Below are 11,736 nucleotides of genomic sequence, written 5' to 3'. Positions count from 1 at the left end.
TTTGTTGCGCGGGATTTTAACGGAATCTCAAGGGGTCAGAAGCTGCCGGTACATCTGTTCGAGATGGCGTGCGGCGCGTGGAGTCGCCGCGCTACCTTCGAGCAGAACGGCAATCTGCGCTTCGAAATCAGCATAGTGCTGCGTCGTCGACCAGATCGAAAACAGCAGATGCGCCGGATCGACGGGCGCGAGCCTGCCCTCGTTGATCCAGACCTGAATGGCGGCGCATTTCTCGTCGAAGAGCGGCTTGAGGTCACTTTCGAGGCGCGGTTTCATCTGCGGTGCGCCTTTGATGATCTCCCCGGCGAAGAGCCTGCTTTCGCGCGGCAGATCCATCGACATGTCCAGCTTGCGCCGGACGTAGCCCAGAAGCTCTTCGACCGGATCGCCGTTTGAATCCAGTTCGACCAGCGGATCGAGCCAAGTCTCCATCAGCTGACTCAGCAGGGTGACGTAGATTTCCGTTTTACCGTCAAAGTAATAGAGCAGGTTCGGCTTGCTCAGCCCGGCGGTTCTGGCGATGGCATCGAGGGTTGCGCCGCCAAAGCCGTCACGGGAGAATACGTCGAGCGCGGCATCCAGAATCAGATGTCTGTTGCGGGTCTGGATGCGGCTTTTCTTCTTTGGTGTGGTCTGTGGCACGCGGCCTCCGAATGTCTGCCCGCAAATGAGGCACCTGGGAAATCGGGCATTGCATCTTTTTCACGCAGTTCTTGACAGATACCCGGCGAGCCGCAATCGTGACTTTACCAAATGGTAAAAATTTGATCGCCTGAACGCAAGATTATTCGACAGCAGAGGATCCCCTGATGCCAGCGCCCGGACAGAACCTGAAAACCAACCCTGACCGTCTTTGGGACAGCCTGATGGAGATGGCCAAGATCGGTCCCGGCGTGGCGGGCGGCAACAACCGCCAGACGCTGACGGATGCGGACGCCGAAGGCCGGGCGTTGTTCCAGCGCTGGTGCGAGGAGGCGGGATGTAGCATGGGGCTCGACCAGATGGGCAATATGTTCGCGCGCCGTGAAGGCACGGATCCCGAGGCGCTGCCGGTTTATGTGGGCAGCCATCTCGACACCCAGCCGACGGGGGGCAAGTACGACGGCGTGCTCGGCGTTCTGGGCGGGCTGGAAATTTTGCGCACGCTTAACGATCTGGGCATCAGGACGAAACATCCGATCGTGGTGACGAATTTCACCAATGAGGAAGGCACCCGGTACGCGCCTGCGATGTTGTCGTCGGGTGTGTTCGCAGGCATTCACACGCAGGACTGGGCCTATGCGAAGACCGATGCCGAAGGCAAATCGTTCGGTGATGAGCTGAACCGGATCGGCTGGCGCGGCGAGGAAGAGACCGGCGCGCGCAAGATGCATGCGTTTTTCGAGCTGCACATCGAACAGGGGCCGATTCTGGAGGCGGAGGGCAAGGGTATCGGTGTTGTCACGCACGGGCAGGGGCTTAGCTGGACGCAGGTGACGGTAACGGGCAAGGATGCGCACACGGGATCGACGCCGATGCCGATGCGCAGGAACGCGGGCCTTGGCATGGCGCGGATATTGGACAAGGTGGACGAAATCGCCTGGAGCCATGCGCCGCACGCGGTGGGTGCCGCGGGGCATATCGACGTCTATCCGAACTCGCGCAATGTGATCCCCGGCAAGGTGGTTTTCACGGTTGATTTCCGGTCGCCCGAATTGAGCGTGATCGAGGATATGGAGGCGCGCCTGCGTGTGGAAGGCGAGAAGATCGCCGATGAGATGGAGCTGAAGGTTGAATTCGAGAAGGTGGGCGGGTTTGATCCCGTGGCCTTTGATGAGGGATGCGTGACAGCGGTACGCAGCGCGGCGGAGCGGTTGGGATACAGTCACATGGATCTGATTTCGGGGGCAGGCCACGATGCCTGTTGGATCAATCGCGTGGCACCCACGGCGATGGTGATGTGTCCTTGTGTGGACGGGCTGAGCCACAATGAAGCGGAAGAAATCACGAAGGAATGGGCGATGGCGGGCGCGGATGTTCTGATGCATGCCGTTGTGGAGACGGCGGAGATTGTCGGGTGAACTCTGTGCAGGAGGTCCTTGCCGGACTGGGGCCAGCCCCAGACCCCGGGATATTTAAGGCCAAAGAAAATAGACTGGGAGATATGGCATGAGCAAGGTGATCAAGGGTGGAACGGTCGTTACGGCGGACCGGACATGGAAAGCGGATGTGCTGATCGAGGGTGAGAAGATCGTGCGCATCGGCGAGGACCTGAAGGGTGACGAGTATATTGATGCAGAGGGGGCGTATGTGATCCCCGGCGGGATTGATCCGCATACGCATCTGGAAATGCCGTTCATGGGGACCACGGCGGCGGAGACTTTTGAAAGCGGGACATGGGCGGCAGCCTGCGGCGGGACGACGATGATCGTCGATTTCTGTCTGCCGGGGGCAGATGGGTCGATCAAGAATGCGATCAATGAATGGCACCGCAAGAGCGCGCCGCAGATCTGTTCGGACGTCGGCTATCACATGGCGATCACCGGGTGGGACGAGGATGTCTTTAACGAAATGAAGGACGCCGTGGACATGGGCGTCAACTCGTTCAAGCATTTCATGGCCTACAAGGGTGCCTTGATGATCGAGGACGACGAGATGTTCGCCTCGTTCAAGCGCTGTGCGGAGTTGGGTGCGTTGCCGATGGTGCACGCGGAGAACGGCGATCTGGTGGCCGAGTTGCAGCAGAAATATTTCGACGAAGGCATCACCGGGCCGGAGGGTCATGCGTTTTCGCGTCCGCCGGAACTGGAGGGGGAAGCGGCGAACAGGGCGATCACGATTGCCGATACTGCCGGCGTGCCGCTCTACATCGTGCACGTGTCTTGCGAGCAGACCCACGAGGCGATCCGGCGGGCGCGGCAAAAGGGGATGCGGGTGTATGGCGAGCCGCTGATCCAGTTTCTGACGCTCGACGAGGGCGAGTATTTCAACAAGGACTGGGACCATGCGGCGCGGCGGGTGATGTCGCCGCCGTTCCGGTCGAAGGATCATCAGGACAGCCTTTGGGCCGGGTTGCAGGCGGGATCGTTGCAGGTGGTCGCGACGGATCACGCGGCGTTCTCGACCGAGCAGAAGCGGGCGGGGCGCGATGATTTCAGGATCATCCCCAACGGATCGAACGGGTTGGAGGAGCGTCTGGCGGTGCTGTGGACCGAAGGGGTGGAAACCGGGCGTTTGACGATGAACGAGTTCGTGGCGGCGACCTCGACCAATGTGGCGAAGATTCTGAACATCTATCCACGCAAGGGGGCGATCGTGGAGGGGGCGGATGCGGATATTGTTGTCTGGGATCCGAAGATCAGCAAGACGATCTCGCCGGCGAACCACCATTCGGTGCTGGATTACAACGTGTTCGAGGGGTTCGAGGTGCGCGCGCAGAGCCGGTTTACGCTGAGCCGGGGCGAGGTGATCTGGGCTTGGGGGCAGAACAGCCAGCCCAATCCGGGGCGCGGCAAGTTCATTCCGCGACCGGCGTTCCCGTCGGCGAATGTGGCTTTGAGCAAGTGGAAAGAGCTGAATGCGCCGAAGATGATCAAACGCGATCCGTTGAACATTCCGGCGGGGATTTGAGTGCGCGCATGAATTTTCAGACGGAGAACGGATTGGCGCGGATCAGTGGCGCGGGTGCAAACGCGGGTATGTTCGTGCGGGATCGAGGTGAGTGGCTGGCAGGTGATGAGTCGTGCCGTAGCAGATCGGACGCGCATGCCGGCGCAGATGGTGACAACGACGCGGTCCTGCCTGTTTGGTGTACCGAGGCATGAGCGCGGTTATCAGCGCCAGTGATCTGGATTTGACGTTCCAGACCAACGATGGCCCGGTTCATGCGCTCAAGGGCGTGGATCTGGACATCGCAGCGGGGGATTTCGTCAGTTTTATTGGGCCGTCGGGCTGTGGCAAGACCACTTTCCTGCGGGTGATGGCGGATCTGGAGCAGCCGACGGGCGGGGGGATTACCGTGAATGGCGTGTCTCCCGCCGAGGCCCGCAAATCGCGCAGCTATGGCTATGTGTTTCAGGCGGCGGGGCTTTATCCCTGGCGCACGATTGGCGGCAACATCCGGCTGCCGCTGGAAATTATGGGGATTCCGAAGGCGGAGCAGGCGGAGCGTGTGGCGCGGGTGCTCGAGTTGGTCGAATTGGGTGGATTCGAGAAGAAATTTCCCTGGCAGCTATCGGGGGGGATGCAACAGCGTGCGTCCATCGCGCGGGCGCTGTCGTTCGATGCGGATATTTTACTCATGGACGAGCCATTCGGCGCGCTCGACGAGATTGTGCGTGACCACCTCAATGAACAGCTGCTCAAGCTATGGGACCGGACCGGCAAGACCATCGCGTTTGTCACCCATTCGATCCCGGAGGCGGTGTATTTGAGCACGAAGATCGTAGTGATGAGCCCGCGACCGGGGCGGATCACCGATGTCATCGACAGCCCGTTGCCGCGTGCGCGACCGCTCGATATTCGCGATACGGCGGAGTTTCTGGAGATTGCGCACCGCGTGCGGGAAGGGCTGCGCGCGGGGCATGCGGATGACTGAGGCGGCTGTGCGACATGCGCCCGCGGCGACATCCCGCCCACCCTCCCGCAGGGGGATGTTTCTGTGAAGTCTGTGGTTCCGGTACTGAGCGTCATCGCGGCGATAATCGGGTTCTGGCTGCTGGCGGTGATCCCGATGAACATGCATCTGGTCGCCGATCAGGCACAGCGCGACGGGGCGGTTGTGATGCCGGACACGCCGATTGCGCGTCAGGAGGTCAGCGGCATTGCGCTCGCGGTGAAGAATCCGGATCTGATACCGCTGACTTATGATTTCAATCGTCCGCGCCTGCCCGCGCCGCAACAGGTGGCGAAGGAGATGTACGACACGATCATCGGCCAGAGGATCACCTCGAAGCGTTCACTGGTGTATCATGGCTGGGTGACGCTGGCGCCGACGCTGTTGGGGTTTGTGATCGGGACGGGGCTTGGGGTATTGCTGGCTGTCGGGATCGTTTACAGCCGGGTGATGGACCGGTCCGTGATGCCCTGGGCGATCGTGAGCCAGACCATTCCGATCCTTGCGCTGGCGCCGATGGTGATTGTGGTGTTGGGATCAATGGGCGTACAGGGGCTGTTCCCCAAATCCATCATCGCGGCGTATCTTTCGTTTTTTCCGGTCGTCGTGGGAATGGTCAAAGGTCTGCGCAGCCCCGATGCTATGCAGCTTGATCTGCTGCGCACGTACAATGCGTCGAAGTCGCAGGGGTTCTGGTCTTTGCGGCTTCCGGCCTCGGCGCCCTATTTGTTTGCTTCGTTTAAGATCGGGATCTCGGCGTCGCTGGTGGGTACCATCGTCGCCGAATTGCCGACCGGCGCGCGGGCGGGATTTGGTGCGCGGATGCTGGTGGGCGATCAATACGGGCAACCGCTTGTGTCCTGGGCGGCGCTGTTCGCGGCGGCGCTGACGGCGGCGGCACTGGTCGGGCTGTTTGGCCTGATCGAGCGGATCACGCTGCGCAGGATGGGGATGCAGGCGACATGATGATGGTGGTTCTTGCATGTGTCCTCTGGGCGCTGGGCTGGTGGTTGAACGTGCGGCTTGCCAATGGGCCGGGGTCGGAGCAGATGGCCGTGAAATTGGCAATTCCGCTGATTTTCGGCATCACGATCCTGATCGTGTGGGAGCTGCTGGTGCGTGGCTTCGGGGTGAATCCGGTGATCCTGCCCGCGCCGTCCTCGGTGATTTCGCGAATGAGCGGCGAGGGCGCGATCTTGTGGGCGGATTTCCGGCAGACGATCCTGAAAGGGGCGCTGAGCGGGTATGTGATTGGCGCGGGGGCGGCATTGGTTGTGGCGGTGATTGCGGACCGGTCGGATTTCTTGACACGGGGCATCCTGCCGGTGGGCAGCTTTATGGCGGCGCTTCCGATTGTTGGCACGGCACCTATTTTTGTCAAATGGCTGGGCAGCGATTGGGAATCGAAGGCGGCCGTTGTGGCGGTGATGGTATTTTTTCCAATTCTGGTGAACACGGTCGCGGGGCTGAAGGATACGACGGTCATGCAGCGGGATCTGATGCGGACCTATGGCGCAGGTTATTGGCCGACGCTCTTGAAGCTGCGCCTGCCCGCCGCGATGCCGTTCATTTTCAATGGTTTGAAAATCGGTACGACACTGGCGCTGATCGGGGCGATCGTTGCTGAATTTTTCGGCTCTCCGACCGTGGGGATGGGGTTTCGGATCTCGACGAGCTTTGGCCAGCTTGCGCTGGACATGGTATGGGCGGAGATTGTCGTTGCGGCGCTGGCGGGCAGCGCGCTTTATGGTCTGATGACGCTGGCGGAGAAGCGGGTGACGTTCTGGCATCCGTCGCAAAGATGAAATGACCCCGCAAACGGGGCAGAAGACACAACCAACCGACTTGGAGGTCAAAATGAAGAAACTGATGATGGCGGCGGCCTGTGCCGCGACGATGGCAACGGGACCGGTGTTTGCGGACGCCAACGAGGTGACACTGCAGCTGCAATGGGTCACGCAGGCACAATTCGCGGGGTATTACGTCGCCCTTGAAAAAGGGTTCTACGAGGAAGAAGGGCTGAACGTGACTGTTCTGGCCGGGGGGCCGGACATCGCGCCGCCGCAGGTGCTGGCGGGCGGTGGCGCGGATGCGATGCTGAACTGGATGCCGTCGGCGCTTGCCGCGCGCGAAAAGGGACTGCCGGTGGTCAACATCGCGCAACCGTTCAAGACATCCGGTTTGATGCTGACCTGCTGGAAGGATACCGGGATCAGCACTGTCGAGGATTTCAAGGGTAAGACCATCGGCGTATGGTTCTTTGGCAACGAGTACCCGTTCCTGAGCTGGATGAGCCAGGAAGGGATTTCCACCGATGGCGGCGAGGATGGCGTGACCGTGCTCAAGCAGGGTTTCAACGTCGATCCGCTGTTGCAGCGTGAGGCCGATTGCATCTCGACGATGACCTACAACGAATACGGTCAGGTCCTTGATGCGGGGGTGAATCCGGATGAGCTGATTACCTTCAAATACGAAGAGCAGGGCGTCGCGACGTTGGAGGACGGCATCTATGTGCTGGAAGAAAACCTTGCCGATCCGGTGTTCGAGGACAAGATGGTGCGGTTCGTACGGGCGTCGATGAAGGGCTGGAAGTACGCCGAGGAGAATCCGGAAGAAGCAGCTGGCATCGTTCTGGAATACGACGAGACCGGCGCACAGAACGAGGCGGCGCAGGTGCGGATGATGAACGAGATCGCCAAGCTGACCGCCGGGTCGAACGGCGCGCTGGACGAGGCCGATTTTCAGCGGACGGTGGACACCCTGCTGGCGGGCGGGTCCGATCCGGTGATCTCCAGGCAGCCAGAGGGCGCATGGACCAGCGTGATTACGGACAAGGCGCTGAACTGACGCGCGTCTGACAGCGTCTCAGGAGGGATCGGGCCGGTGTGCAAACACCGGCCCTTTTTCATGACATTCGGTGACTGGAAAACAAAAAGGGCCGGCGTTGCCACCAGCCCCGATTGCGTTCGAACAATCCGGTCTTAAAGAACGGTCACTTTGGTGCCGATCGGCACGCGCTCGTACAGGTCCTTGACGTGCTCGTTCAGCATCCGGATGCAACCGCTGGACACAGAGCGGCCAATGGACTGCGGTGCGGTGGTGCCGTGAATGCGGAAATACGTGTCTTTGCCGCCCTGAAAGAGATAAAGCGCCCGCGCGCCCAGCGGATTGCTCGGGCCGCCCGGCTGGGCTTCGGTGTTGCCGATGAAACGGCTGTACGCGGATGGGTCGCGTTCGATCATATCGTCGGTGGGGCGCCATGTGGGCCACTCTTTCTTGACCGAGATCGTGGCGGTGCCGGTGAATTCCAATCCGGCCTTGCCGACACCCACGCCATAGCGCATCGCCTGGCCGGGTGCGGTGACGTAGTAAAGGTAATAGCTGCGCGGCAGAATCAGCAACTGACCGGGCGCATATGACTGCTTGATCCGGACAACCTGAGGCGTCGGGTCAAACGCGGCGGTTTGTGCGGAAACGAATTGAGGCAGCGCGGCGGCAGCCAGGGTGCTTGCAATGAATGTACGGCGGCGCATGGGACGCTCCTTCTAACAAATTGAATTGTTTCTAATGTCGCAAATCCGAAGCCTATATCAAGCCCGGAACGAAAAAACCGGCCATTCCTAACAGAAAGGCCGGTCAAAAATTCGTGTTCTGCGGCATTCAGGTCACCCTGAGCGCCGTATCAAAACTTACGCAAGTGCGATGTTTGTCGCAGATTCGCGGCCATCACGGCCTGCTTCGATGTCGAAAGTCACTTTCTGGTTGTCGGCCAGACCTGTCAGGCCTGCGCGCTCAACGGCAGAGATGTGCACGAACACGTCTTTGCTGCCGCCATCGGGTGCGATAAAGCCGAAGCCTTTGGTAGTGTTGAACCATTTTACGGTGCCAGTAGCCATTCCGTAGTCTCCTCAATAGGTGCCATCCGCGAGAGTGCGATGGCTTGGCGTAGTCGGTCGTAGATCGAAGACTGAGCGCCGCTTACGGGAGACAGTGGGTCGAAATAGAATAACGTCTGCTAGGTCGATATGGCAGCTTGCAACGATTCGTACAAGAGGTGTGAAAGGCGTGGCGTCAATTCGGCGGAGGAACGCTCAGACCTGCAGAAACAACGCTGTTTTTCGTTGGATCACCATGTTTGCAAGGCCCTTTCAGGACTATTCGACCCTGAAATACCCCATGGATCGACCGGATTGACCCCATTTACGCCACGGCCCGGCCACTTTTGAGGGCCAATGTCCTGTGAAGATATTTTTCGCGCTATCCGTGTGCGGAACGGTAACGAGGAACGAGAAAATGAGAATTCTGGCTGTCGATGATGACCCGCTGATCCTTGATCTTTTGCGGACGGCGCTTGAGACGAGCGGTTTCGGCGATGTGACCTTCGCGTCGAGCGCGGAGGAAGCTTTCGAGGTGCTGGACTGGACGCAGACGCCTTTTGACGCATTTCTGCTGGATATCTTGCTGTATGAAACGAATGGAATCGAACTGTGCCGGCAAATTCGGGGTCGAAAGGAATACCGCGCGACGCCGATCATCATGATGACGTCGAGCCGGGCGCACGATATGATGGCACGGGCGTTCGCGGCAGGTGCAACTGATTTCGTGCAGAAACCGTTCGACGGTCTTGAACTGGGTACGCGCGTCAACATGGCTGCGATGCTGAGCGAAAGCCTGCGCCGCGAACAGATTGCGCGCCATGAAATGACCGAACTCAGCCGGCGTTCTGCAATTTCGTTCGACGAGCCTTTTACCCTTGGGTCGGCAAACGGTGCTCAACCGCTTCTCGCTCTCGAAAATAACCTTTTGCGCAAGGGGGATGCGCTTTATGCGATGACGCTGTTTTGCGTGCGGATTGACGAGGCTGTTGCGCTTTACCGCAGTACGACGCCGGCGCAGTTCCGCGAGATCGTGGAGGGCTTTGGGGCGGCGCTGTCCTGTGCCATCGACACCGACACCATTCGGTTTGCCCATGCGGGACGGGGCGTGATCGTGGCGGTGGCTTACCGGCGCGAACGTCTGAACCTCACCGAGATGATGGCGGGGTTGCAGCAGGCGCTTGATGAGAATTGGGATGCGCATGCGACCGGTCTTGAGGCTAACGTGCCATTTACCGTTGAACAAATGGGCCACCAACGGCTTTGGTCCGGAAAATCCGCGGCGACAGCGTTGCGCGGTGTCCACGGACAAGCGGATTTGCGGGCGCAAAGCGATCCCGATGAAGTGGATAATCTGTTTACCAAGTTGTCCAAGCGGATCAAGGCGCGATAACGCGAAGGCCGTGCCGGTTGTTCATTGAAAAGGGCGGCCCGCTGTGGCCGCCCTTGGTGTTCGTCCAAAGTGTATCAGCGCGCGAACTTCTTGTGCTTGAGGCGTTTTGGTTCCAGAGCGTCGGCGCCCAACCGGCGTTTCTTGTCCTCTTCGTAATCCTCGAAGTTGCCTTCGAACCATTCCACATGCGCCTCGCCCTCGAAGGCGAGAATATGCGTGCAGATCCGGTCGAGGAAGAAACGGTCGTGCGAAATGACGACAGCGCATCCGGCAAAATCGACCAGCGCATCTTCGAGCGCGCGGAGCGTTTCGACATCGAGATCGTTCGTCGGCTCGTCAAGCAGCAGGACGTTGCCGCCCGATTTCAGCAGCCGGGCCATGTGCACGCGGTTGCGCTCCCCGCCCGACAGCAAGCCCACTTTCTTTTGCTGGTCGCTGCCCTTGAAATTGAAGGACGAGCAATAGGCGCGCGAATTGACTTCGGCATCGCCGAGCGCGATCAGCTCGGCGCCGCCGGTGATCGCTTGCCAGACGTTGTCATCAGCGTTCAGATCGTCGCGCGATTGGTCGACGTAGGACAGATCGACCGTTTCGCCCACTTCGATGGTGCCGGCATCCGGTTTTTCCTGACCGGTCAGCATTTTGAACAACGTCGATTTGCCGGCGCCGTTGGGGCCGATAACGCCGACGATGCCACCGGGTGGCAAGGAAAAGTCCAGGTTTTCGACGAGCAGCTTGTCGCCCATCGCCTTGGTCAGCCCTTCCACGTCGATCACCTTATTGCCAAGACGCTGACCGTTGGGAATGACGATCTGGGCGTTGGCGAGCTTTTCACGCTCGGATTGATCGGCCATCTCGTTGTAGGACTTGATCCGTGCCTTTGATTTCGACTGGCGGGCCTTGGCCCCCTGCCGCATCCATTCCAATTCGCGCTCCAGTGTTTTCTGGCGCGATTTGTCCTCGCGTGTTTCCTGCGCAAGACGCTTGGCCTTCTGCTCCAGCCAGTCGGAATAATTACCCTCGTTCGGGATGCCGCGACCGCGGTCCAGTTCGAGAATCCAGCTGGTGATGTCGTCGAGGAAGTAGCGGTCGTGGGTGACGATCAGGATCGTTCCCTTGTACGCCATCAGGTGCTGTTGCAGCCATGCGATGGTTTCCGCATCAAGGTGGTTGGTCGGCTCGTCGAGCAGCAACATTTCGGGCGCTTCGAGCAGCAGTTTGCACAGCGCCACACGGCGCGCCTCGCCGCCTGACAACTTGGACACGTCGGCATCGTCGGGCGGGCAGCGCAAGGCTTCGAGCGACACGTCGATCTGGCTGTCGAGATCCCACAAGTTCTCAGCATCGATCTGGTCTTGCAACGCGGCCATTTCGTCGGCCGTTTCATCCGAGTAGTTCATCGCCAGTTCGTTGTAGCGATCAAGGATCGCCTTTTTTTCGGCCACACCCAACATGACGTTTTCGCGCACCGTAAGTGCCGGATCCAGCTTTGGCTCCTGCGGCAGATAGCCGACCTTCGCGCCCTCGGCGACCCAGGCCTCGCCGGTGAAATCCTTGTCGATTCCCGCCATGATCTTCATCAGCGTGGATTTACCCGCGCCGTTGACACCGACGACGCCGATCTTGACGCCGGGCAGGAAATTCAGGTGGATGTTTTCAAAGCACTTCTTGCCCCCGGGATAGGTCTTGGAGACGCCTTGCATGTGATAGACGTATTGATAAGCGGCCATGGCAGAGAATCCTCGCGCGTGTCAGGGTTTGGACTGCCATATCTGCCGGTGCGGGCAAGATCAACGTGGTGCGTCTGCCGCGCCGGGTCGTTGCCGGTCCGGTCAGCGGTCTTTGGATGTCAGATTGACAAACGGCTGCAAAGA

Annotated in this window: 11 protein-coding genes; 7 read left to right on the top strand and 4 right to left on the bottom strand. The window is 59.9% G+C overall.

Features of this window, described 5'->3' with window-relative positions; all coding sequences use genetic code 11:
* Positions 1-27: 27 nt before the first annotated feature.
* Positions 28-642: a TetR family transcriptional regulator C-terminal domain-containing protein gene (locus Q1A06_RS17850; protein ID WP_299566804.1), complete on the bottom strand. Its 615-nt coding sequence runs from the start codon at positions 640-642 to the stop codon at positions 28-30.
* A gap of 167 nt (positions 643-809) precedes the next feature.
* On the opposite strand from Q1A06_RS17850, the gene Q1A06_RS17845 reads away from it, so the two are divergent.
* The 6 genes from Q1A06_RS17845 to Q1A06_RS17820 all read left to right on the top strand — a co-directional run bounded on the left by Q1A06_RS17845 (position 810) and on the right by Q1A06_RS17820 (position 7,441).
* A complete protein-coding gene (locus Q1A06_RS17845) occupies positions 810-2,060 on the top strand; it encodes a Zn-dependent hydrolase (protein WP_299566802.1) in 1,251 nt (416 codons plus the stop codon).
* Positions 2,061-2,148: 88 nt separating this feature from the next.
* Positions 2,149-3,609 carry a dihydropyrimidinase gene (gene hydA, locus Q1A06_RS17840; RefSeq protein WP_299566800.1) on the top strand — a complete coding sequence of 487 codons (1,461 nt, stop codon included), beginning with the start codon at positions 2,149-2,151 and terminating at the stop codon, positions 3,607-3,609.
* Between the two features lie 190 nt (positions 3,610-3,799).
* Positions 3,800-4,576 (top strand): ABC transporter ATP-binding protein, encoded by a 777-nt coding sequence (locus Q1A06_RS17835; protein WP_299566798.1) that lies wholly within the window; start codon positions 3,800-3,802, stop codon positions 4,574-4,576.
* A gap of 63 nt (positions 4,577-4,639) precedes the next feature.
* Positions 4,640-5,560: an ABC transporter permease subunit gene (locus Q1A06_RS17830; RefSeq protein WP_299566796.1), complete on the top strand. Its 921-nt coding sequence runs from the start codon at positions 4,640-4,642 to the stop codon at positions 5,558-5,560.
* Complete coding sequence (locus Q1A06_RS17825; protein WP_299566794.1) at positions 5,557-6,399, top strand: ABC transporter permease; 843 nt, start codon at positions 5,557-5,559, stop codon at positions 6,397-6,399. Before Q1A06_RS17830 ends, Q1A06_RS17825 begins: the two co-directional genes overlap by 4 nt.
* A gap of 52 nt (positions 6,400-6,451) precedes the next feature.
* Complete coding sequence (locus Q1A06_RS17820) at positions 6,452-7,441, top strand: ABC transporter substrate-binding protein (protein ID WP_299566792.1); 990 nt, start codon at positions 6,452-6,454, stop codon at positions 7,439-7,441.
* 134 nt (positions 7,442-7,575) lie between these two features.
* Here the strand turns inward: Q1A06_RS17820 and Q1A06_RS17815 are convergent, their stop codons facing one another.
* Complete coding sequence (locus Q1A06_RS17815; RefSeq protein ID WP_299566790.1) at positions 7,576-8,127, bottom strand: L,D-transpeptidase; 552 nt, start codon at positions 8,125-8,127, stop codon at positions 7,576-7,578.
* A gap of 156 nt (positions 8,128-8,283) precedes the next feature.
* Positions 8,284-8,490 (bottom strand): cold-shock protein, encoded by a 207-nt coding sequence (locus Q1A06_RS17810; protein ID WP_007117950.1) that lies wholly within the window; start codon positions 8,488-8,490, stop codon positions 8,284-8,286.
* Between the two features lie 397 nt (positions 8,491-8,887).
* On the opposite strand from Q1A06_RS17810, the gene Q1A06_RS17805 reads away from it, so the two are divergent.
* Positions 8,888-9,862 carry a response regulator gene (locus Q1A06_RS17805; protein ID WP_299566788.1) on the top strand — a complete coding sequence of 325 codons (975 nt, stop codon included), beginning with the start codon at positions 8,888-8,890 and terminating at the stop codon, positions 9,860-9,862.
* A 74-nt stretch (positions 9,863-9,936) separates the two neighbouring features.
* Here the strand turns inward: Q1A06_RS17805 and ettA are convergent, their stop codons facing one another.
* A complete protein-coding gene (gene ettA, locus Q1A06_RS17800; RefSeq protein WP_299566786.1) occupies positions 9,937-11,592 on the bottom strand; it encodes an energy-dependent translational throttle protein EttA in 1,656 nt (551 codons plus the stop codon).
* Positions 11,593-11,736: the final 144 nt, after the last annotated feature.

Origin of the sequence: uncultured Sulfitobacter sp., assembly GCF_947497275.1 — a bacterium.
Taxonomy (GTDB): domain Bacteria; phylum Pseudomonadota; class Alphaproteobacteria; order Rhodobacterales; family Rhodobacteraceae; genus Sulfitobacter.
Note: the sequence above shows the minus strand (reverse complement) of the source record. Positions and strands in the feature narration are given on the sequence as shown.

Coding starts and splice junctions, on each gene's coding strand:
- Q1A06_RS17805 (WP_299566788.1), top strand. CDS start 8,888: ATGAGAATTCTGGCTGTCGATGATGACCCGCTGATCCTTGATCTTTTG.
- Q1A06_RS17845 (WP_299566802.1), top strand. CDS start 810: ATGCCAGCGCCCGGACAGAACCTGAAAACCAACCCTGACCGTCTTTGG.
- ettA (WP_299566786.1), bottom strand. CDS start 11,592: ATGGCCGCTTATCAATACGTCTATCACATGCAAGGCGTCTCCAAGACC.
- Q1A06_RS17825 (WP_299566794.1), top strand. CDS start 5,557: ATGATGATGGTGGTTCTTGCATGTGTCCTCTGGGCGCTGGGCTGGTGG.
- hydA (WP_299566800.1), top strand. CDS start 2,149: ATGAGCAAGGTGATCAAGGGTGGAACGGTCGTTACGGCGGACCGGACA.
- Q1A06_RS17810 (WP_007117950.1), bottom strand. CDS start 8,490: ATGGCTACTGGCACCGTAAAATGGTTCAACACTACCAAAGGCTTCGGC.
- Q1A06_RS17815 (WP_299566790.1), bottom strand. CDS start 8,127: ATGCGCCGCCGTACATTCATTGCAAGCACCCTGGCTGCCGCCGCGCTG.
- Q1A06_RS17835 (WP_299566798.1), top strand. CDS start 3,800: ATGAGCGCGGTTATCAGCGCCAGTGATCTGGATTTGACGTTCCAGACC.
- Q1A06_RS17820 (WP_299566792.1), top strand. CDS start 6,452: ATGAAGAAACTGATGATGGCGGCGGCCTGTGCCGCGACGATGGCAACG.